This is a genomic window from Aliiroseovarius conchicola, assembly GCF_041403445.1.
Classification (GTDB): domain Bacteria; phylum Pseudomonadota; class Alphaproteobacteria; order Rhodobacterales; family Rhodobacteraceae; genus Aliiroseovarius; species Aliiroseovarius conchicola.
This window is the reverse complement of the sequence record NZ_JBGEHL010000007.1, coordinates 87,236-109,456: the sequence shown is the minus strand read 5'-3', so window position 1 is coordinate 109,456 and position 22,221 is coordinate 87,236. Positions and strand designations below refer to the sequence as shown.

The 22,221-nt window shown below is 55.5% G+C and carries 15 protein-coding genes; 8 read left to right on the top strand and 7 right to left on the bottom strand.

The features are described 5' to 3' along the window. The first annotated feature begins 3 nt into the window (after positions 1-3). Genes V6N04_RS12920 through V6N04_RS12900 form a run of 5 tightly spaced genes read left to right on the top strand, consistent with a single transcriptional unit; the run spans position 4 to position 4,375 of the window. Positions 4-1,263, top strand: coding sequence for a nitrous oxide reductase family maturation protein NosD (locus tag V6N04_RS12920; RefSeq protein WP_371170599.1), 1,260 nt, complete (start codon positions 4-6; stop codon positions 1,261-1,263). Further along, positions 1,253-2,149: an ABC transporter ATP-binding protein gene (locus tag V6N04_RS12915; protein ID WP_371170598.1), complete on the top strand. Its 897-nt coding sequence runs from the start codon at positions 1,253-1,255 to the stop codon at positions 2,147-2,149. Before V6N04_RS12920 ends, V6N04_RS12915 begins: the two co-directional genes overlap by 11 nt. Continuing rightward, complete coding sequence (locus V6N04_RS12910; RefSeq protein WP_371170597.1) at positions 2,146-2,967, top strand: ABC transporter permease; 822 nt, start codon at positions 2,146-2,148, stop codon at positions 2,965-2,967. The genes V6N04_RS12915 and V6N04_RS12910 overlap by 4 nt, the downstream gene beginning before the upstream one ends. After that, the gene (locus V6N04_RS12905) at positions 2,964-3,482 is read left to right on the top strand and encodes a nitrous oxide reductase accessory protein NosL (RefSeq protein ID WP_371170596.1); all 519 of its coding nucleotides are present in this window, start codon (positions 2,964-2,966) and stop codon (positions 3,480-3,482) included. Before V6N04_RS12910 ends, V6N04_RS12905 begins: the two co-directional genes overlap by 4 nt. Next, positions 3,479-4,375: an FAD:protein FMN transferase gene (locus tag V6N04_RS12900; RefSeq protein ID WP_371170595.1), complete on the top strand. Its 897-nt coding sequence runs from the start codon at positions 3,479-3,481 to the stop codon at positions 4,373-4,375. The genes V6N04_RS12905 and V6N04_RS12900 overlap by 4 nt, the downstream gene beginning before the upstream one ends. Here the strand turns inward: V6N04_RS12900 and V6N04_RS12895 are convergent. Both V6N04_RS12895 and V6N04_RS12890 read right to left on the bottom strand, forming a co-directional pair. After that, positions 4,372-8,157, bottom strand: a complete 3,786-nt coding sequence (locus V6N04_RS12895; protein ID WP_371170594.1) for a translocation/assembly module TamB domain-containing protein — start codon at positions 8,155-8,157, stop codon at positions 4,372-4,374. The genes V6N04_RS12900 and V6N04_RS12895 overlap by 4 nt on opposite strands. Beyond that, positions 8,154-9,953, bottom strand: coding sequence for an autotransporter assembly complex protein TamA (locus tag V6N04_RS12890; RefSeq protein WP_371170593.1), 1,800 nt, complete (start codon positions 9,951-9,953; stop codon positions 8,154-8,156). Before V6N04_RS12890 ends, V6N04_RS12895 begins: the two co-directional genes overlap by 4 nt. A 245-nt stretch (positions 9,954-10,198) precedes the next feature. On the opposite strand from V6N04_RS12890, the gene V6N04_RS12885 reads away from it, so the two are divergent. From V6N04_RS12885 to V6N04_RS12875, 3 genes are all read left to right on the top strand, one after another. Further along, the gene (locus tag V6N04_RS12885; protein ID WP_371170591.1) at positions 10,199-12,439 is read left to right on the top strand and encodes a glycosyltransferase family 2 protein; all 2,241 of its coding nucleotides are present in this window, start codon (positions 10,199-10,201) and stop codon (positions 12,437-12,439) included. 143 nt (positions 12,440-12,582) lie between these two features. After that, positions 12,583-13,320, top strand: coding sequence for a methyltransferase domain-containing protein (locus V6N04_RS12880; RefSeq protein WP_371170590.1), 738 nt, complete (start codon positions 12,583-12,585; stop codon positions 13,318-13,320). Positions 13,321-13,332: 12 nt separating this feature from the next. After that, positions 13,333-15,099 (top strand): FkbM family methyltransferase, encoded by a 1,767-nt coding sequence (locus V6N04_RS12875; protein WP_371170588.1) that lies wholly within the window; start codon positions 13,333-13,335, stop codon positions 15,097-15,099. Between the two features lie 25 nt (positions 15,100-15,124). Here V6N04_RS12875 and V6N04_RS12870 read toward each other — a convergent pair whose 3' ends face one another. The 5 genes from V6N04_RS12870 to V6N04_RS12850 all read right to left on the bottom strand — a co-directional run bounded on the left by V6N04_RS12870 (position 15,125) and on the right by V6N04_RS12850 (position 22,219). Next, on the bottom strand, positions 15,125-16,045 hold the full coding sequence (locus tag V6N04_RS12870) for a phosphoadenosine phosphosulfate reductase (RefSeq protein ID WP_371170587.1): 921 nt from the start codon (positions 16,043-16,045) through the stop codon (positions 15,125-15,127). A gap of 78 nt (positions 16,046-16,123) precedes the next feature. Next, positions 16,124-17,053, bottom strand: a complete 930-nt coding sequence (locus tag V6N04_RS12865) for a formylglycine-generating enzyme family protein (protein ID WP_371170586.1) — start codon at positions 17,051-17,053, stop codon at positions 16,124-16,126. Between the two features lie 31 nt (positions 17,054-17,084). Beyond that, positions 17,085-19,169, bottom strand: a complete 2,085-nt coding sequence (locus V6N04_RS12860) for a hypothetical protein (protein WP_371170585.1) — start codon at positions 19,167-19,169, stop codon at positions 17,085-17,087. Between the two features lie 21 nt (positions 19,170-19,190). Continuing rightward, a complete protein-coding gene (locus V6N04_RS12855; protein ID WP_371170584.1) occupies positions 19,191-21,329 on the bottom strand; it encodes a sulfatase-like hydrolase/transferase in 2,139 nt (712 codons plus the stop codon). Beyond that, positions 21,326-22,219, bottom strand: coding sequence for an alpha/beta fold hydrolase (locus V6N04_RS12850; RefSeq protein ID WP_371170583.1), 894 nt, complete (start codon positions 22,217-22,219; stop codon positions 21,326-21,328). The genes V6N04_RS12855 and V6N04_RS12850 overlap by 4 nt, the downstream gene beginning before the upstream one ends. Between the last annotated feature and the right edge of the window lie 2 nt (positions 22,220-22,221).

The following is a 22,221-nucleotide window of genomic DNA, read 5'->3' as shown; positions in this document are numbered from 1 at the left end:
AAAATGCGCTGGCTCCTGACCCTAGTTTTCGTTCTTTCGGCTTCCTGCTTGCAGGCGGCGGATTGGGACGTGCTCGTAAAGCCGGGAGCCATTGCTGAAACATTGGCTCGGGCCGCAGAAGGCGACACGCTTCGCCTGCGGCCCGGGACCTATCTAGAGACTGTCGTACTGGACAAGCCCATTACGCTTGATGGCGGTGGCCAAGCCACCATCGACGGGCAGGGCGAGGGCAGTGTGATCACCGTGACCGGTGTTGACGTGACTGTTCAAGGATTGACCGTGATCGGTTCAGGCTCAGAACATGAAGGCATCGACAGCGGTATCCAACTTACAAAAACCGCACATGCGCCAGTTATTCGGAACAATGTGGTTCTGGGCAATCTTTACGGCATTGATATCCACGGCGCGAAGGATGCGCTGGTGGCAGATAACCGGATAGAAGGCCGCCAGGACCGCCGCATGAACGCGCGCGGCAACGGGATTTACGTCTGGAACGCGCCCGGCGCGATTGTTGAAGGCAACAAGGTTCGCTGGGGTCGCGATGGTATCTTCGTAAACTCGTCCAAGAAAAATATATTCCGAAACAATGAGTTCCGCGACCTGCGCTTTGCTGTGCACTACATGTACGCAGACAATTCAGAAGTGACCGGCAACCTGTCGGTTGGCAATCACCTTGGCTATGCTGTGATGTTTTCGACCCGCGTGAAAGTGTCGGACAACGTGTCGATCAACGACCGCGACCACGGGGTCATGCTGAACTATGCGAACAAGTCGGTGATCACCGGGAACTATGTGAAGAACGCGGCTGAGAAATGTACGTTCTTATACAATTCGAACAAAAACGACTTCTCGGGCAACTGGTTTCAGGGCTGCGGGATTGGCATTCACTTTACCGCTGGATCTGACAACAACCGGATCGTTGGCAACAGTTTCATCGGCAATCGCACGCAGGTAAAATACGTGTCGACCAAATGGGTCGAATGGTCCGAAGACGGGCAGGGCAACCACTGGTCCGATTTTGCAGGCTTTGACGTTGACGGAGACGGCGTGGCAGATGCGCCCTATCGGCCCAACGACAGCATGGATCACGTGCTGTGGACCCAGCCATCTGCAAAATTACTCCTCGGCTCACCGGCTGTTCAGTTGGTGCGCTGGTCTCAATCCGCTTTCCCCGCGCTTTTACCGGGCGGGGTGGTGGACAGTCACCCACTCATGCAGGCACCGAGACCGCCTGCAATCGCAAAGGTGCCCCATGACGGATAACGCACTGACTATTGAAAACGTTCGGAAGGATCGCGGCAAAGCGACCGTTCTGGATGATGTTTCCCTGACCGTAAAACCCGGCGAGCGCGTGGCGCTTCTGGGTCATAACGGCGCGGGCAAATCCACCCTGATCAAAACAATTCTGGGCCTGACATCCCTCACGGGCGGCCGGATTAGCGTCGATGGCGCGAAGCCCGGCAGCGCACAGGCCCGTCGTGCGACTGCGTATCTTCCCGAGGCGGTTAGCTTCCACCCAGCCTTAACGGGCCGCGAGCAATTAACCTTGTTTGCGCGCCTTGACGGGCAGGCTGCGGATATCGCGGGGTTGTTGGAGCGTGTCGGTCTGGCCGATGCGATGGACCGCCGGATCGGAGCCTATTCCAAGGGTATGCGGCAGCGGCTTGGGTTGGCTCAGGTGCTGCTTGGCAGCCCGAAAGTTGCGCTTTTGGATGAACCCACAAGTGGCCTCGACCCGATATCGCGACAAGACCTCTATGCGATCATTGATGAACTGGCAGGGCAGGGGACAGCGGTTCTGATCGCCAGCCACGCGTTGACTGAAGTTGAGGCCCAGACGGATCGGATCGCCATTTTGCGCCAAGGCGTGAAGGTGGCAGATGACACCCTTGAAAGATTGTCGTCCCAGGCAGGGTTGCCGACGAAACTTCGTATCCGGGCAACTGGTGCACACGCTGATCAGATTGCCGAGGCGACCGGCGGTACACGTATCAACGGGGCGTCAGTCGAAATCCTTTGTGCACCGGATCAGAAAATGGCCCACCTGCGTGACGTCGCTGCGATGGGAGAGGTCGTGGCGGATATCGAGATGACGCCACCACGGCTTGAGGACCTCTATCGCCATTACGCCAAGGAGGGGACACAATGATCCGTTTCCTATCCATCGCTGCAACCGAAATGCTGATTCTGCGGCGCAACCGCTGGCTGTTGATGGCAACGGTTATCATGGTCCTGTTTGCGCTGGCGCTAACTTTTGCAGGCAGTGCGCCGACGGGCACATTGGGCGTTGATATGCTGACGATCTCTGTCACATCTATGACCACGCTTTCAGTCTACCTCGCGCCCCTTCTGGCACTGATGATCAGCTTTGATGCCATTGCAGGTGAATCCGAGCGGGGCAGCCTTTCGCTGCTTCTGTCCTATCCCGCCGGACGCGGTGAAATCTTGCTGGGCAAATTCGCCGCGCATTTGGCCGCACTCGCGTTTGCCATGACAGTGGGCTTTGGCACCGCCGGAGCCGTTGCCGCATGGTTCGGAGGGGCCGGGGCTGAAAGCCTTGTTGCGCTTGCACGCCTGATCCTGACCTCGATCCTGTTGGGCGCGGTCTTCCTTGCGCTTGGTTATTTCGTCTCTGCCCTGTCACGCAGCGCAACCGCTGCCGCTGGTCTGTCGGCTGGCCTGTGGCTTGTCTTCGTCGTCCTTTACGACCTTGGCCTGTTGGGCGCGGTTGTGATGGATGGGGGCGGCAGTTTCACACGCTCGATCTTTCCATGGCTGATGGTTGCAAACCCAGCGGATGCCTTCCGGGTTTGGAATATCGCCGCCTCTGACGGGGTCGCCCTGGCATCCGGCATGGCGGGGGCCGCACAAACGCTGCCTGTCTGGGCCGCGCCTTTGTCATTGGTGATCTGGCCCGTGCTGGCCTTCCTGATGGCGCGCGCCGCCTTTCAGAGGGTCGAGCCATGAAGCGCTTTGCATTTCTGGCCTTGCTCGCGCTGGTCGCCTGCAACGAAGACGAGGCAAAAGCCCCGCCGGCACCTGTTGAGCTGACCGAACAGGCACTCAGCTATTTCTGTCAAATGAACATCGCTGAACACGGCGGGCCCAAGGGCCAGATCCATCTGGAAGGCTTCCCGGCCCCTCTGTTTTTCGCGCAAGTGCGCGACATGGTGGCCTATCTGAAAAGCCCGGAACGTGAAGCAGCAATCACTGCCGCTTACGTCAGCGACATGGGCCGTGCGCGGAGTTGGGCCGATCCGGGAAACGACAACTGGATCACCGCCCATGACGCGGTATATGTGGTGGGCGCGGATGTTGCGGGTGGCATGGGTGCCCCAGAAATTGTGCCCTTCGCAGACGAGCCTTCCGCCGCATCATTCATCGCTGAATACGGTGGTGAAGTGCAGAGCTTAGACACCATCCCAGACGATGCCGCCCTTGGCCCCGTCAACTTGGATCAGAAACTGGAGACACCTTCATGAGTTTGCTCAACCGTCGCCGCTTTCTGGTCATTTCCGCCGCTGCCTGTGTCGCGTCGACCGGTTCCTTCGCGGCGGTTTCCCGATGGACGGGGCAGGCATTGGGTGCGCCGGTGTCAATGCAGCTTGTCGGTGTCGATCAGGCAGAGGCGCATAAGATCTTCGCAATGGTTGAAGCCGAATTGGTGCGGTTAGAAGAGATTTTCAGCCTGTACCGCGAGACGTCCGAGTTGTCGCGACTAAACCGGTTTGGCGTGTTGGACGACCCGTCGGCCGAGCTTCTCCATGTGCTAAGCACCTGTTCGACACTTCATGACGCAAGCAACGCCCAGTTTGATCCGACGATCCAACCTTTGTGGAAGGCCATCGCGCAGGATAGCGGCGCTGCAGCAGTCGAGACGGCGAAGCAGAAGGTCGGGTGGTCCGCAATACGTTTCGATGCATCGCAAGTCAGTTTGCCTGAGGGTGCCGCGCTGACCTTAAACGGTATTGCACAGGGCGCGGTGACAGATCGTATCGCGGCCCGATTGCGCGCCAACGGTCTTCGGGATGTGTTGATCGATATGGGCGAGATTGCCGCGATTGGTAAAGGGCCCAACGGGCCGTGGTCGGTTGGGGTCGCCCTGCCGGACGGTACGATTGTTCATCGGCTGACTGCAACGGATCGCGCCATCGCCACTTCGGTGCCCGCTGCAATGTTGATCGGTGATGGGCAGGACCATATTCTGTCACCAAGCGGCAAGGGTCCGGTTAACGGTTTGGTGTCGGTGTCAGCGCCGTCGGCTATGATCGCGGATGGTCTGTCCACAGCATTGTGCCTGGTCGACGCTACAAAAGCCGAAGCCATGGTTGCAGGCTTTCCCGAGGCGAAGATCGAGGTGATCAAGCCGATCTAATAATCGCGCTCGAAGAACACACCGATTGAGCTGGTGCCGTCCCCCCCCAACGTGCCGCGCGCTGTCAGGGATGGGGTGATGTTGAGGTTCAAATTGATCTCGGTATCGCCATCCGCGCCGATGGCCACATCGGTATAGATATTGTCCGAGATATACTTGCCCGCTTTCAACGTCGCCTCGCCGTTCTCATCGGTGGTCAGATCCAAATCGTCCAGTGCGAAGTTGTTGCGCAGCTTCCCGATGATGCCTTCCCCACCCTTGCCTGCAAGCGTGCGCACTGCGGCGGCCAGTTTCAGCGCTTGAAGCGGCGAAATTTTCGAGATGTCGCGACCAAACAGGAGCCGCGCGAGAACCTCGTCTTGCGGCAGTTCGGGCACCGAGGTGAAACTGACATCCGGGGCCGAGGCGGGGCCGGTCACGCTGATACGCACCAGCGCCTCTTCTGCCTGGCTTTCGGCGACGAAATAAAGGTACGGATCAAACCCGCCCTGAAGACTGACGCGACCCTCGGTCAAGGTCAGGCGCTTGCCCAGAATGTCCAGACGCCCACGGACCAAATCGAACTGCCCCAGCGGGATGACATTATCGCTGGTTCCACTCAGGCGCAGCTGTCCGCCAAGTTCGGCATCCAGCCCACGACCGCGCACGAACATCTGGCTGGGCGCGCTAAGTGTAATGTCGATCGGATAGGGTCGGGCGGCGGCCGATTTGGGTTGAGGTTCAACAATCAGCCCGGCAAACGACCGGGTCTGGCGAACCGCTGCAGACTCGTTGATATGGGCAAGTTCTGCCATAATCGGGACGGGGCTTGCGGGCACCTCGGCGATGCGGATTTCTGTGCGCCCAAGGGCCAGATTGGCGCGTAAGGTGGCCCCGCTGGTCAATGGCCCGCGTACCGTCCCATCTCCGTTCACCAACGTCTCAAACAACACGCCGTCGGTCAGTGTCACCTGATTGATGCCCACCTGCAAGTCAGCCTGATAAGGAGCGGTGAGGGACACGTTCCCTTGTGTGCTGATCTGGCCGCCAGCCTCGACAGACGTAAGAATGTTCAGGTTCGCCTGTCCGCCAGACAGGGTTGCGGTCGCGGTATTTAGATCCAGTGCTTGCCGGAAAGTTGGCAAGGCCAACCTTGCGCCTGATGTCTGCACGGTTCCTGACAGCCCAGCCAGAGATAGTGGGCCATTCAGCGTCAGATCGAAATTGGCTTGCCCCGTTAACAGACGGGGCTGGATCAGACGATTGGCAAGTTCCAGCGGCGCGCTGCCGTTGATCGACAGGTTGGCCCGGCTGGCATCGGATTGCACGGTTCCGTTGACATTTGCATTCGTGCCGCCGGGGCCATCTGCTTTGACGGCGATTTGCCATGTGTCGCCTTGCAACGTCGCTGTACCGCTTGCGGTTGCGGGGCCGCTGATCCCGTCAGCAACGGTGGCCAGATCGCGAAGCTTGGCGTTGAAATCCAAAGCGTTGCGCCCATTGTCTGAACGCCCGGTGGCTTGCAGGTTTAGTTCAGGCGTGGTGGCTGACAGAGCGTCCAGAAACACAACCTTGGTGTCATCGCGATGGGCGCGAACGGTGTAACTGCCCTGACCGCGGGTCAGCGCATCCAAAGACGGGGTTCCAAGTCGAAGGTTGGTGCTTGTGGCGTTCAGCTGAGTCTCGAACGTACCGGTTGCGATGTCGTATTGCCCGGTGCCTTCGGCATTTAGGGCGCCAGACAATGTGCGACCTGCCAATCGACCATAGGGGGCAATCGAAGCCGCCTTGACGCGCAGATCACCTTTCAAAAGGCCGGGTCCGCTGTCACCAATCTGCACTGAGCCGTCGATATTGGCCTCGACCCCGCCCGGTGCTGTCACATCGGCCAATACCGCCCAGTTTTCGCCGGTCTGTTTCACTGTGCCGATCAAAGTCGACGCACCGGACAAGCCGGGATCAACGACCGAGCTATCATTCACGCTGATGTCAAACGCAGCGGTGGAGGCGTCTGTCTTTAAATTTGCGGATAAAGATGCAGTGGCTTGCTCGGTGGCGATCACGACTTTCTCAAGTCGCGTACCGGCCTCGTCCCGGACGGCGACGATATCAAGCGTACTGTCCCCGACGATAAGCGGATCGAACTGCTTCTGCCCGATGCTTAGATCGCGGCCAGTGCCATTGATGGCAAGGTCAAACGACCCGCCCAATAGGCTCATTGTCCCATCAACACCGACCTGAACGGCGCCGGTCAGCGGGATGCCGATAAGGGCCGCGAACTGCGAAAGATCATTTGCGCGAAGCACCATGTCATCGGTGGTGTTGACCGTGATCCCACTTTCCAGATCATCTGCGGTTAATCCGCCGGTCAAGGTATAGTCCGTACCGCTTAGGTCTAGCTTCGCGATTTGAAGCGGCGCATCCTCGCGCCATTCAAATGCCAGCTTACCCGATACGGCTGGTCCAACCGCCTGTGCCAGATCGCCGGATTTGGGCGCGATACCCTGAAGTTTGAGCGAAACATCCCCATCGACGCGCCCCACCTGAGTTCCCTCTCCGCGGATCAGGTCCCCGGTTGCCGTGATCGTCGCGCGCTCAAGCTCCAGATCATCGCGGGTCAGGGCGGTCAGGATAAAGTCGGCGCGCCAGACATCCCCTTTGGCGGCGTCATATCGAATGTTCAGGTCAGCCGCCTTTACACGGGTTTTTGCCCCCGAGATTGGCAACAGCACCGGTTCGCCAGTCGCAGCGGCAATTCGGCCCACCAAAGAGAAACTGTCGGGCCAGCCGTCCTCAGAAAGGGCTAGGCGCCCGTTCAGTTGCAAAGCTTCAGTGTATACCTGCAACACGTCCAGCCCAAGCGCACCATCTGGGGAACGCTGCCCCTCGGCCATAAGCGAGACATTGTCGCCAAAGAAGTCTCGATACTCGGGCAAAAGGACCGGGGCGATATCGCCCGACAAGTTCGCGCTGAACCGTTGCGTTACCGCCGGAGTTCCATCGGTGGAAACAGCCTGTACAGGCTCTTCGCGCAGCTCGACTTGACCTGCCAAACGTTCTTGTCCATCGGTGGACAGATTAATATCGGCGATGAAGTCCGACAGAGGGCCAGAGCCCGCGACTTTCAGCACAATGGCAGGGTGGCCGGGCAGATCAAGCACCTTGGCGGCGATCCCGCCATCGCTTTCGTCGACCTCTAAATTCAGGTCAAGTTGTCGGCTGGCATTGCTGTAAGCACCGTCCAGCAACAGCGTGCCCTTTGTTCCGTCAATGCGCTGGACATCAAGTTTTGCCGATCCGTCACCACCGGACAGTTTGGCGGTGCCTTCAAGCTGGATCACAGCGGCCTCTCCGATCACGGGTGCCCCAAGTTCCACGCGCGCGGCCTTGATCAATCCGATTTCGACCGAAACCGGCAGTTCAGGCAATGAAAACCCCGCGGCCTCGGGCGCAGGCACACCACCAACGGGGATCGGCTGTCGTGCGATTATGATTTCTTTGGCGGACAGTTCAGAGATGTTGATCGCGCCGCGCAACAGGCTGGAGCGGGTCCATTCAAGGACGATCCCATTCATCGTCAACCAGATGCCTTCGTCGTCAGCCACCGTAATCTGATCGACCGTTGCGCTGGATGAAAACGCGCCGTTGAAACCAACGATACGAATGTCGCGGCCGACATCCGAAAGATTGTCCTCTAGAAACGCCTGCAAATATCCCCGGTCATCCGTTTCGGTTTGCGCAAAAGCCGAGGTTGCGCAAATGAATGTGGCCAGCAACGCTGCGATGTGGAATATCTTTTTCAAAACGCTTGCCCGATCCCTAGGTAAAGCTGAACACCATCGCCGGTGTCGCCGTAAATCGGTGCAGCCACATCCAGACGCAATGGCCCAATTGGGGTCTTATATCTAACACCCAAACCGGCGCCCGCGTGCCAGTCGCCTTGATCGGCGAAGAAGCTTCCAGCTGCGACATGTCCAGCATCGACAAATCCCACAACGCCAATTGTATCTGTGATCTGGGTGCGTAACTCGGCCGAAAGGCTTACGAATGACTGCCCGCCGGTCACGCTTTCGTCGCCCGCAGGCAGGCCGAGGGACTGATACGGTTGGCCGCGCACGGTGCCGCCCCCGCCGGAATAGAACAGATAATCGGGTGGAATATTGTTGTTATTGCTCGCAAAAACAGATCCAACCTGTACCCGCCCCGCCAACACGAACCGGTCTTCAGCCCCGAAACCCCGATAGGCGCGACCGTCACCATAAAGCCATGCGCCAGTGCCGCCGTTGTCCAGCGATATAAAGGGTATGGCCTCGGCCTTTAGGAAGGTGCCCTGTGTCGCGTCGAGTTTGTTATTGCGGCGATCCCACGTCACGGACGATGGTAGGGTGAACAGAAAGAACCTGCGATCACCAAGCGTATCTGTTGTCTCGGAATACCGAAGTGCCGCGCCGAACTCGGCCTCTAACGTGTCCGAGAAGATGCGCGTTACACCGCCACCCAGATTGGCCACGCGTGAGATATAACCCGGCTCATCCTCGTAGGCGATGCTGGCAAAGGCGAAGGCGTTGGTGTCCGGTCCAAAGGTGGCAGGCTGTTCAATCCGCACTCCAAGATTGTAGTCAACTCCGCCATGTTGGCCACCGATACCCGACACTCCGCCTTCGACTTTCAGGCGCTCGGCCCCGCCAAACATATTGCGATGCAGCCAGAAGGCCGAAAGCTCCAACCCTTCTAGTGACGACAGCTCGGCTCCAAACCCATAGCGACGGGGCTTTGCGTCCACCAGTTCCAAGCCGATGTCGAGCGTGTCCCCTGACCCCAGTGTGTCAGCCTCGGTCAGGGATACCGACGAAAAAGCACCGGTCCGTCTGAGCCGGTTGGCAACTTTCTCTAACTCATCAGGCGAGAAGATATGACCGTCTGGAAAACCCGCGATACGGGCGATGCGATCGGCGCGCACCGCGCTTGGGGTTTTCTGCACAAGCCTGCCGAACCGGACTTTTGGTCCCGGCGACAAGAAAAGTGATGCAGAGAGCGTACTTGTTGCGTGATTGGCAGTGATTTTCTGACCAGATAGGGCGGCTTTTGCGTGGCCAACATTGCGCCAACCAGCGACGGAGGCGTCCGCTGCGCTTTGCACAAGCACGCTTTTTGCAACCTCGCCCTTGCGAAAGTCCTGAGGCAGCGCAGTTCCGGGAGCCAAAGGCGCGGCCTGCGCAACAGAGAATGTGAAGGGCTTGCCAGGTGTGACCGAGATCTGCACGCTACGGATGGCGGTGGGAACGTTGAAGACCGGTATTTGTGCCGCCTCGCGCCCATCGACCAACACCCGAACCGTGCCACTGTAATACCCATTGGCATAGAGCACCTGAGTCAGGCGTCCGTACTCGGCCAACGCAGATGCAAAAACATCGCGCGTATCTTTATCGGCATCATCCTGCGCAGCAAGAACCAAAGACGCGTTCTCAAGCGCTGATTTCAGGTCTTTGTCGCCCCCGGCAACTTTAAGGTCGACTTGGTCGAGTGCTAACAGAGGAATAGGTAACGCAGTGAGCGTAAATACAATAAATAACAGTGCTTTAAACGAGGTAAGCCGCAACCCTCAACTCCCGAGCTAATCAAATCATAGCTATGCCTGCACCCAGACTATCCTGATCGCACTGGGGCCACCACCGGTTTCACGCCATAAGCGGGAACTTGCTGGGGCGACCGGCGCGTTAATCCCAGCGCACGTCACAGAATTGCCTTACCATCTTCTTGAAGGTGATGACCTCGCACCGTATTCTGGATAGAAGCGTAAAAAGACTAATATGGTTGCGGTATCGGGGCGGGGATTTCAGAGGCATGGACGCTAAGCTGATCGAACGCCGTCTTGCCAGTCGTGAACTGGACGGATGTACGCTGTTAGACGTGGTTGAAAAACGGGTCGGAGACACGCGCGAGGTTACTCTGTTTTTCGATCAGGACGTGACATCCGATCTGATTCATCCCCCGATCAATTCAGAGCTTGTTTGCGAAAAATCGATAGGTGGAGCGACGTTCCTGACCTATGCACTTCCCGCGGACGCGCCTGTTTCTTTTGAAATTCAAGAACAGGTTGTCGCGCTAACCCCCGCCGAGGCGGAGTTAGATTTTATGCAGGGCGCAAATGCCATCGTTGCGGAGCGTAACGGTGAGCCAGCGTGGCTGGTGTTGGAGTGGTTGGACTATCACATAAGACACCAGCGCGCTCAGGCCTTCGTCATAGTTGATCGTGCTGAGCCAGGCAAAGATAAGGTATTTGCGCGTGATCTTCGGCGCGGTCTCGCGTCGCGTGGTGGCGACTGCAAAATCCTGCTTGTCACCAGTGATGTTCCTTTGGGTAAGCCTGGGCTGCCTTCGGAATCTCATCCATTCAGCGTACCCGGAGCACCGGGTAAGGATCGGATGCAGCTTCCTACGCCCGATCCCTGGACGAGCCCTTTGGGGGCGCTGACGATCTACGAAATTGTGCGGCATAGGTTTCTTGCCAACGCGCGCGCAGTTGCCAACATAGACGTGTTTGATCTTGTTCCACCAGGCCCAGAAAACATATTTGATGCCGCCTTCGCGGCAGCAACCGGGCTGATCGCGCTTGTTGGCCGCCAGTGTTACCCTTGGCGTATCCGGCCTGACAAGCCCATCAGATTTGGTGATCATATCTGTGTGCAGTTTGATGCACGCGGCGGACGTCAAAGGTGGTGCATCGCACCGGGGCAGGCCTCGGATGATGCTATTTGGCGTCTGGTCAGAGTAGGCAATGTTCAGCCCGATACGAGCCGCACACGTATGTTTTTCCGTTTTATGGCATTGCGTCACCCAAATGACTCGGTGTCAAAAATTGTCCCCAAAACTTCGCTGATCGAGAATACAGATCTGTTGGATTTGTCGATCAATGAGTTTTCTCACAAACCTGTGCGTATGCCAAAGATCGATTTCGACACGTCGAAGATGAAGGGCAGGGGGCGTTGTGCTGTCGTAACCACAATGAAAAACGAGGGGCCGTTTATTTTGGAATGGCTCGCTTATCACCGAGCCATCGGGGTTGATGACTTCATAGTTTACACGAATGATTGTACTGATGGTACGGATACAATGCTGGACCTTTTGCAGTCAAAAGGCATTCTACAGCATCGTGAAAACCCGTTTCGTTCCAACGATTTGAAGCCCCAGCACGCTGCTTTGCAGGCCGCAGAGGACGAAGCCCTGATCAAGGACGCAACCTGGGTGACTTGTATTGATGTTGATGAGTTCATCAACATCAAAACTGGCGACGGCACGCTGAATGCGCTGTTTGAGGCCGTACCAGACGCCAACATGATCTCGATGACGTGGCGATTATTTGGCAACAGCGACGTGCATGAGTATCACGACAAGCCCGTGACCGAACAGTTTCTACGCTGCGCCCCAGAGCTCGTGCGCAAGCCTCATCAGGCGTGGGGTTTCAAAACTCTGTTTCGAAATGCGGGCATCTTCAACAAGTTGGGAGTCCACCGGCCCAAGGGACTGCGCCCTCAGCTTTGGGACCAGATTAATTGGGTGAACGGGTCAGGAAAACCGATGCCGCGGGATATGTTTCGCAATGGTTGGCGGTCGACACTTCGCTCGTATGGCTACGATTTGGTCCAGTTGAACCACTATGCCGTGCGATCAGCCGAGAGCTTTTTAGTTAAGCGCGATCGGGGACGTGTAAACCACGTAGATCGAGATCAGGGGCTCGCATATTGGTTTCGTATGAACAACAACGCCGAGGAAGACGGCTCTATCCAAAGCAGACTTCAAATGATGCGAAGCGAGCTAGATCAGTTATTGGATGATCCGGATATCGCAATGGCGCACGCATATTCTGTTCAATGCCACAGAGCAAAAATCGCAGAGTTGAGGGCGACCGAAAAATACTCAGGTTTTTATGATGATCTAACTGCGCCAAGGCTACAAAAGTTGTCTGTGATGCACAGCCACTTTGGCTCAAACGTGTTCCTATCAGGTCCTGATGTCGTCCCGGACGAGGTCGTGGACCGAGATCCGGGTGAGAAGTGGTTTTTTACTGTGCAACGAGAAGGTTGAGCCGTCTGACATAATAATACCACAAGGATAGCATAATCCGCTTGCAGACTTGTCGCGCTGGACGGCGCTGGGATAGGTTTTCAAAAATTCGAATAGATAGGAGCTTCGTCGCTTCCGTCAAATAACAGAGCAGCAGACAAACTATGGCTATTCCTGACACACTGGCCGCGCGCCTTATCGAAACCACTAAGCAACACGAACTTGGCGGATCTTTTCTGATGCTGGGTCGCCAGCGATGGATTGGGACACGCAAAGGCAAAGCGGCGAAGTTGCTGGAAGAAACGATCCAGAACTATCTGCCAGGGAAAACCGAGGCCGATCTGCAAAACGCTGACAACCACTATTCCGAGGCGTTTTTCGATGCACTTGGATATGAAAGTGTAGACTCTTTAGACTTCTCTGAGTTTGAAGGAGCAAGCCTTATCCAAGACTTAAGTGGTGAACTTGATCCAGCGCTTGAAGAACGATTTGACGTGATCTACGACGGCGGAACCTGCGAACATATCTTCGAACTTCCGACCGCTTATCGCAATGTGCACCGGATGCTGAAGAAAGGGGGGGTCCTGATTGGACACTCACCTTGTAACAACTGGATCAACCACTCATTTTACCAGATCAACCCAGAGATGGTGTACGGTTTTTGGGAGAAGGCAATGGGGTACGAGGTGCTTGATATGATCTTGCAACCCTTGCTGCCCAATTTCTCGGATCGGGTGGTTACAACGACAAATCCCAACGTCACTGGGGTACGCCCGCGTCTAAAAGGCAAGCTACCTAATAATTCCCCTATCGTGATGTGCTATGTCGTTCGCAAACCAATGGGGCAGGTCGATACCCGCGGTACTTATCAAACCGACTATGTTGAGAAATGGAACGGATAGAGATGTTCCAGTATGACCAACCACATTATTGATATCGAAAGAACCGAAATCATGACGGCTCTGAAATATGACGAGGTGATCGAAGTGCAGGGGGTCCGTATCCCCTTTGTGCCTTCCATCATCACACCGCAAATTGAACGTCAGATGCGTATGGGCAAATACGAAGGCGGAGAATGCTCCGCCGCCCGCAAATGGGTGTTTCCTGGCGACCGCGTTCTGGAGCTTGGATCCGGAGTCGGATTGGTGTCCAGTGCAATTTCAAAGATAGGCGGTGTTGAGAAGGTAGTATCGATCGAGGCAAATGCCGGGCTGATCGACCTGATCGAAGAGACTCACCGTATTAATGACATAACGAATGTTGAAATACGCAATGGCATCGCGGCGGACAAAACGTCTGAGGACGTGCCATTTTATGTTCGCGGGAATTTCTGGGCTTCCAGCATGGAGCCGGATTCCCGCCCCTATCGCGAGAAGGTCATGTTGCCGGCCTATGGGATTGGGGACCTGATTGAAGAACTTCGTCCGACCGTTATTGTTGCAGATATTGAGGGTGGTGAACTCGACGTATTTGAAAATGTCGACCTGAAGGGTGTCCGGACGATCATTATCGAAGTGCATCCGCTTGTCTATGGCGTCGAGGGACAACGCAGTTTATTGAAAAACCTTGATGAACAGGGCTTTCGCGCCGAACAGGAATACGTGACGGGCAGTGTTTGGGTGCTGACAAGACACCCCAAATCAGAGGCGCCGCGTATCCACACGCGTGGAGCATCCGAGCCGAAACACGCGTCAGATGCGCCTCATATTGTTATTCCAACCTGCATGAAAGATGAGGGCCCGTTCCTTTTGGAGTGGATTGCCTATCACCGCTCTATCGGTGTGAATGATTTCGTGGTTTTCACCAATGATTGCAGCGATGGAACAGACCTTATGTTGGATCGGTTGGATGAGCTGGGTGTTGTGACCCATCTGCCAAATCCCGCTGTCGCTGCAGGGTCTACCTTTTTCCAGCCTCTTGCGATGAAATTTGCGGTGGATATGCCGCAAGTGCGCCGGGCGGACTATGTCATCCAGACTGATGTTGATGAGTTTATCAACATCAAGGTCGGAGAAGGACATCTGACCGATCTCTTCGAGGCCGCCGGTCCGTTTCACGTATTGTCGATCTCAGAATTGAATTTCTCTAGCAATGCCCAATGGGAGATCACCGATACCTGGGTGACCGAGGCTTTTCGTGAACACGAGACACATCATCCTGGTCACTGGCAGGCAAGGCGCGGTGTCAAATCGATTATTCACGGCCTCGATAATTTTGAGAGTTGGCCCGTCCACCGCCCAGGTGTCGTCCCGGGGACGCATGATCAATTGATTTGGCTTGACGGATCGGGTGAGCCCGTGCCGGAAGAGTTCTTGTTGAAACACGAGAACGGTATCGATCGACGCGGCAGATACGATCTCGTGCAACTAGATCACCATCCGTTACGCAGTGCGGAATCCTTCTTGTTGAAGCAAGACCGGGGTGACGTGGTCAACAAGGATAGAACGGCCGACTTGCACTACTATCGAAAACGCGCGTTGGGTGGGCATTTCGATGGTGCAATTGACAACAAACTGTCCGCTGCGCGAGAGACATGGGAAATTCTGGTCTCAGACGAAAAACTTAGCCGACTGCACAAAGACGCAGTGGACTATCACCAAGAGCGGGCCAAGCAAATACAGCATCAGGCCAGTTTTACAGAGATGCGCCAATGGCTTAAGGACAACTACTTCCCAGATTAAGTTGTAAAATTGCCTGTACTTTCCCTTAGCTTCGCCCAAGCTTTTTATTGGCTTCAATCATCGCGTTCCTGAAATGGGGGCGTTTTTGCGGCGCGCAATCTTCCAAAACGGCGTTGCAATATTGGCTAACCCAGTAAGGGCGATTTCTACGCAGCAACTGAGAAAGCAGTCGCTTCTGATAATACGGATTGCGCTTGCGTGCAGTTAGGTGGGCGTAAATTTCGGCTTCTGTGATTGAACCGGTGATGCACCCTTTGATAATGGTGCTCAGCACCCCCATATGTCGCCAAGTCGTCAGCATCCCGTGACCCATGTTGCGACAGCGAATTTTTTCAACGTTGGCGCCGGTGTATAGTGTTGCGTGAATTGCATCCGCTGCAATGGTTGGGTCGTAAAATAAGCGCACCTTGCCTGCCGCCCGCACACCGTCGGGACCATAGCCATAAGGACCGCCGTAATCCCGGCGCCAAGCAGGTTTGAAACGGTTTTCCCAGCCAAGTGTTACATTGCGGCTTAACGTTGCCTGAGGATTCACCGCAATCACGTCCGCGCCGGGGCAGGCTGACGCATAGGCCGTGGCAGCGTATCCCCCCATTGAAACACCGTAAAAAACCACGCGGTCGAACTTTGAAAAGAAGCCGTCGTTCCCCAACTGGTCAAAAAACGCCGAGACCGCCGGATCGCGATACCAAGTATGCCCATGTGCCATGATGCCGATCGCAGACCAGCCATGGGATGTCAGAAAATCCATCCCCCAAGGCAGCCGGTTCTCGGTATCTTGCCGGGCGTCGTCGAGGTTCTCAAATGCCACGACCAAGGTTTTCCCCTGTTCAACGTAGAGTGCTTTGTGCTCCGAACTCAGTTCTTTGAAAAAGCCACCCTCGGCAGCGACACTTTCGAAATTCTCGCGCCATTTCTGTTTCCTGTCGGATGGTGTTTCCAGCACGATACCTGCCCTTCGATCCCTACGTTGCGGAAACTCTAATGGGCTTTGCGCACCTGTTCAATCGTTCGCATTTGTGTGTCAGACGGCCAGTCTGAAACCGATATGCCCAGTTGAGCTATCAGGCGTGTTAGATGTGCGTGAGTGCACAAAATAGCGTTCGCAGTAGGATGCATGACACAGACAGGATCCTCCGCGCATGACCTTTGCCACGCCTGACGCAGCGCCGGTTGGGTCCTTTGGTGGTCGACCCCTGGACCCCTCTGGCAACGGGCCAAACCAATCTGAACACCATTCCCAAACATTGCCCGTCATGTTGAATAACCCATAGTTGTTGGGCTCAAACGCATCAACGGGTGCTGTGCCATGGTATCCGTCGTCTTGAGTGTTCGTGTCGGGGAAAGAGCCTTGCCAAACATTCTGTGCATGCCCAGTTGCTGGCACCAAAGAATTGCCCCAGGGATGCTTCGCCCCTCGGAGCCCTCCGCGCGCCGCAAACTCCCACTCCGCTTCGGTCGGTAGGCGGGCGCCCAGATAGCTGGCGTATGCGGTAGCATCGTGCCAACTGACATGTGTAACGGGATGATTAAGACGATTTTCTATCCCGCTTTCCGGCCCTTCCGGCGCGTGCCAGTTTGCCCCGTCGACCCGGCGCCACCAAGGTGTCCCAGCAGCGTAATCTGGAAATAGTTCGGGTGCGTTCAGAAACTGTGAAAACACAAATGACCAGCCTTCGCGCTCGGCTGTTGTCTTGTAACCGGTTTCATCGACAAACGCAGAAAACTGGGCGTTCGTTACAGCGTATCTTGAAAGCAGAAACGATGAGATTCTGACCTTGCGTTGAGGGCTGTCCATATCGATCTCATATCGGGACCGCCGTGCTCCCATGTCAAAGAAACCGCCCTTGATTGCGACCAGGTCGCCAAGGCAGATATTTGTCAGGGTCTTAGAGGCGCCCGCGTGCGGAATATCTTCCAAAACACTTGGTGATACGCGCGTAGGTTTGTCCATATTTGGCGCGCAGCAGGGCGGGGTAGGGTGATCAACCAATGGCATCCCCGAACATCAATGGCACACGTCCGGCCAGGGCATAACGGCGAAGCACCCGGCCCTCAGAAATTATGCTGTTTTGCTGCCACTTATCCCGCAACGCGCCGTGGTTAGCTGTGCAATCCTTGCTACTTTCGGGCGCTTTGTGCCCCCAAGCATAGCACAGGAAACTGCCATCATGCGCGGGTGCGCGATCACACTCGATTTCTATGCCTCGATCAGAAACCACTTTGGCACTTAGAATGGTAGGCGCTTCGCCTTGTTGGTCGATCCTAAATCCGTGCGGACCGTCCTCAAGTACCAATCCAGCCAATGAAGAAAACTCCGCGTGGATGACGGTTCCCTTGACCACAGCCATTTGCAGACTTGGACAATACCACGATCGCCCCTGTTGTTTTTCCTGAAGCGCAACAGCGCAGAGCTCATCCACAGTCAGCGACGCGCCCGCACTCAATGTCATCGGTGTTCCCGGCATAAGCCGCCATGGATAAGTCGGGGTTGCGACGACCGCTGGAAGCGCTGGATTTTCAATATCAAAGCGGCCTTCGGCCAGCATAACCTCTGATGCGCCATCTGTTTGTGATCCGGCTGACTGCACGACAACGACCGCGGGCGTTGTGGATTGCCCAGTCACCCGCGCAATATCCCGTGTGATGTTTGAAGCGACCTCTGTGTAGTGATCGGCAGCGGTGTTTTGCGTGCTGTTTTGCGCACCCGCCAGCAGCCCTAGCCTGATCCGGTCAACGACCAGCGATTTCCCCCATGATTGAAGTGCCTCATGACCAAATTCGACCTTCTTGATTAGGGTGCGATAAGCCTTGCCGCTTACTGATGCGTCTTCGGCCACGATCCCTGATTGTGGCTGCGAGACCGCTATCACACTGTGCAGTACATCGCCCGCGGCATATCGATTCTCCGATGCAACTGTCGCTTCTGCCAGCGCTCCGAAGGCGGGGGCCGAACCATTCAGTGCTTCGTCGGTCACGTGCCATTCGAACCGACGCGGCAGCGGACGCTCGACTTGAAGACCGGCCCCGAAACCAACAAACCCAAGCGCGATTGCCGGTGTTTGGGCGAGTGTGACACCGGAGCGTTCTTCAAATCCCATCGTGACGTGCTGCCATTGATCTGAAAGATAGCGAAGGTGATCGCCGGTTTGCTCCAGCATCCATACATTGCCACCTGCACTCGGCCAGCGCGCCGTTGATGTTGCATTTACGCGCGCCCAAGCATTTGGCAGCTGCGGACGCATCTGTTCAGCTTTCGCCTTCAGGTCAGAAAACTTAGCTTCTTCGTTGGCTTTTTCGCGCCGCGCCCGGAATTTTGCACGAAATCGTTTTACGCGGGGAGTTTGACCCTTTGCGTTAAGTGCGGCTTCGATGCCTATTCGATAGAAATAGTAGTCTTTCCGCCGACGGATGAGTTTATAGAACAGGCCAGGAGCAAGTTCATCACGCAATGCGGCTGCCACGATTTGCGGCAGCACGCGCATACGCCACAATCCATTCAAACAGGGTTCTTGCATGCCGAAGCATTTCAGCCAGAGTATATTTTCGCCACTCAAACTCTTGTTGAGCGCCGTCTGCTTTCCAGTGAGGGGGTCGTGAAATACGTAGCCTACACTGCCAGGATTAAACGCTATATTTCCTGAGCTTTGCGGCCCGGATACTTGAGCAAGTTGTGGATCGAAAGCCACCAACGTGGCCCTTTCGAAATACGCGCCAGATCGCAGAACGGCACCGCCACCGGCCATTGCACCGCAAAGGCTGACGGCGTTGAAATCTTGAACGAGTTTACTTGTTGCCAAAGATTGAGCGAACGACGGGAAGGTTAGGTTACCGAATGCAGAAGCGGAGCCAGCAACGATCCGGATTTGGCTGAAATTTGCGTCCTGACAAGCACTATCTAGCCATGACGTATCTTCATCAGCATCAAAAAAGCAGACAACCAACCGCGCCGAGCTGCGAATGGTCAAATCCAGTTGGTAATCGCCCAAAATGAGCGTTTTCCCTGCAACAAGATCTGAGTGTTGCTTCGGAGATATGGAAATTTTTTTGGCCGAGCTGGTCTTTGCCATAGAGGAAACTTTCCGATCAGGTCACGTCTCGACCTTGCCAGTCAACGCCTGGCTTAAGTCATTCACATTGGTTCCTTTGAAGACAACCCGTTCCGTCGCGCAGGTCAACACGACGTCGGTTTTATGTGTCTCGATGCGGGTATGTCCCAACGCAGCCCAGTCCGAGATATCGACCGGACCGCCACAATACCCAACAACGGTTTGAGGCAGGCCGGTACGGTAGATATTCAGCTGGACCTCAGCCGATTTGATATGGACTGTGTTACAGCCACCGGTCAGCTTGACCAGTGTTTTTCCTGTCCCGGTTACGAGTAAATTCGTACCCGCTCCGCTAATCATCTCGGTATATCCACTGCCGCCGTAGAGTTGTGCGTCTCCGGGCCCGCCCTCCAGATAGCTATGAGATTTGCCAGACTGAAACACGTTGCGGCCTGAACCGCCCACTAGAAAACAGCTTGAATTTCCAGCCCGGATATTGGTGTCTCCATTGCCGCCATATACGATAAGATCATCATTCTGCGCGATCACGTTATTCTCACCCGGCCCCGGATGAACAGTTAATGTGAACCGGTTGAAACTTCCGGGAAAAAGAAATTCGTTGTCTTTACGATTGCCGGCCACAGTAAAGGATTTCACCTTACCGCCCGTATCTGCCCCGTAGTGCATCTTGGCGAAGGCATTTGGCAGTGGTGCGGTGCCATCATGGTCAAGGGTCGAGAAATGAACATGATGTCCAGGGGCGGCTGGTGCGTGATCTATCTTGGTGTGATCCAGGCCGGAAATCGTCCCTTTGTCTCCGGCAGGTGGGGCGATGTCGGCGTCCGAAAAGCCCGCGTAGAAGGTTCCGCAGACTGCTTGATCCTTTGCCTCCGGTAATATCAATCCATGCTCAGCGCAACATTGCGCCAACTCTGCTCTCATACGGGCATAGTCTGGGTGATCTCGACCAAGGTTCTTTGTTTGCCAAGGATCAGCCTCGACATCGTATAGCTCGCTTTCTTCGTTTTGATAGAGCGTGATCCGGTACCGGCCCTTCCTCATTGAGCTATTGCCAAAAAGAAAGGTTGGCACGGCCCTGTCGGGTACCGATGTCCCGCGCACCTGAGGGACCAGCGATCGCCCTGGTGCACCCTTCAGGGGAGGGCAGTTTGCATAGTCGAGGATGGTTGGTCCGATATCCAAGAGTGCGACAGGATCGTCGATTTCTAGTGCTTCAACGCTCGGGTCGTGGATCAGTAAAGGTACACGACAGCTCTCTTCCCAAAGCGTGAACTTCCGCATCCGGTTTTTATCGCCAAGGTGATAGCCATGATCCGAAGTGAATATGAAAATCGTATCTTTTGCATGAGGCGAAGATTGCAGGGCATCCCATACCCGGCCGATGTGGCGATCCACATGTGAATAGGCAGAGAAATAGTTGCGAACGGACTTACGCCAGTAATCTTTGTCTCGTAAATCCATGTTTTCAATCATGAATTTATCTGGGTATTCCGCCGTCTCGAACCCATCGTCCCAATCTGGGGGTTGGGTGAAGTTCTCAACATCATATATTTCTTTGAACACCGCAGGCGTTTTCAGTGGGATATGGGGATGGTGAAACCCGACCTCCCGATAGAACGGCCTGTCGTCATCATAGTTCTCTAAAAATGCGACAGCGTCTGACGCCGACTGGTGATCATAATACAGTTTGTCATCTTCTGGATCAGTGGTTGCGCCGCCGCCGGTCAAGCCGCCATAGCGTTCGGTCGAGACGTCACGTGGCGGACCAAGTTTCAATGGATTTGGTGGGTGTGAATAGAGGATATCATGGAATTTTCGCGGAATGGGTGCGAAGCTATGGTGAATCTTGCCCGCAGTTGAACAATAGTATCCAGACTGTTTAAGCCTATATTGCCATAGCTGTTCTGGCCTCAATACCGTGAATATATTGATATAGTTGTCCAACATACCCGTTTGGTGGGGCGCCAGGCCAGACATCAAACTGTTGCGAGATGGACCGCAGATCGGAGCTTGGCAATACGCTGATGTGAACGCTGCCGAGCTTGCGAATATACGATCAAGATTTGGCGTTTGCAGTCGCTCTCCAAACGCATCGCGAAAACGCCAAAACGCTCCACCATCGTCGATCGTCATCAGTATGATGTTCTTGCGACGGGTCAACTTGCCTCCTGCTCGGCGGCCGCCAATTGTTCTGTCAGTCGACGGCGACGGCGAAAGGCCGTTCGAAAGCGCTCCACTCGATCATCATGACCGCGCTCGGCCAAATGGGCTTCCATCGATACCCGATATAGATAGATACCCTTGCGTGCCTTGGCACGTTTGTAGAACTCTTCTTCTGACAACGTGCCACTGATGGCACCGTACATCACATATTTTAGCTGTTCGATCCGACGCAACAACACCGCAGTCTTGTGTCCAAACCCGAACCCTTTCAGATGTGTGATCCGCGCCTGTGGAAGTCGCATAACGTGCCGCTTGTCCGGTTCGAAGAAGGGATCATAGATCACGTAGATCTGCTTATGATCCCCTACTTGTGTCGCTGCATCAGAATAGGGCAGGGACCAGTCCTGTGCACGTCCTTTGGCGAACCGCACTTCCCAAGGGACAACATCTGGTGACAGTGAAGACTGAGGGCTAAGGGCCACCACTGTTGCCCCTGGCGCAAGTGACGAAAAGGTGAGCGCTGCAAAACCACCCATCGACGTCCCGATCAGCGCAACCCGGTCAAACTGAGCAAAGAACCCGTCATTTCTAAGTTTCTCTAGAAACGAGATAAGCTGGGCATCGCGAAACCAACTTGGCCCGCGCGCATAAACCCCGAGATGGCTCCACCCGTTGTCGCGGACAAATTTTGCGGCCCATGGTTCGATATCGGGATGTGGGTACCCAGCGTCGGACAGGTTATCGAATGAAACGACAAGACACGACTTTCCACGATCAACGAATGAAGCGGCATGTTGCCCGAGTTTATGATACCATCCATCACGCGGACCCGCTGGGAAAATCTCGGCGTACCAGCTTGGGATCTTATTATGGTCTTCTTCGGACATCT

Coding starts and splice junctions, on each gene's coding strand:
- V6N04_RS12920 (WP_371170599.1), top strand. CDS start 4: ATGCGCTGGCTCCTGACCCTAGTTTTCGTTCTTTCGGCTTCCTGCTTG.
- V6N04_RS12915 (WP_371170598.1), top strand. CDS start 1,253: ATGACGGATAACGCACTGACTATTGAAAACGTTCGGAAGGATCGCGGC.
- V6N04_RS12910 (WP_371170597.1), top strand. CDS start 2,146: ATGATCCGTTTCCTATCCATCGCTGCAACCGAAATGCTGATTCTGCGG.
- V6N04_RS12905 (WP_371170596.1), top strand. CDS start 2,964: ATGAAGCGCTTTGCATTTCTGGCCTTGCTCGCGCTGGTCGCCTGCAAC.
- V6N04_RS12900 (WP_371170595.1), top strand. CDS start 3,479: ATGAGTTTGCTCAACCGTCGCCGCTTTCTGGTCATTTCCGCCGCTGCC.
- V6N04_RS12885 (WP_371170591.1), top strand. CDS start 10,199: ATGGACGCTAAGCTGATCGAACGCCGTCTTGCCAGTCGTGAACTGGAC.
- V6N04_RS12880 (WP_371170590.1), top strand. CDS start 12,583: ATGGCTATTCCTGACACACTGGCCGCGCGCCTTATCGAAACCACTAAG.
- V6N04_RS12875 (WP_371170588.1), top strand. CDS start 13,333: ATGACCAACCACATTATTGATATCGAAAGAACCGAAATCATGACGGCT.
- V6N04_RS12865 (WP_371170586.1), bottom strand. CDS start 17,053: ATGGACAAACCTACGCGCGTATCACCAAGTGTTTTGGAAGATATTCCG.
- V6N04_RS12860 (WP_371170585.1), bottom strand. CDS start 19,169: ATGGCAAAGACCAGCTCGGCCAAAAAAATTTCCATATCTCCGAAGCAA.
- V6N04_RS12850 (WP_371170583.1), bottom strand. CDS start 22,219: ATGTCCGAAGAAGACCATAATAAGATCCCAAGCTGGTACGCCGAGATT.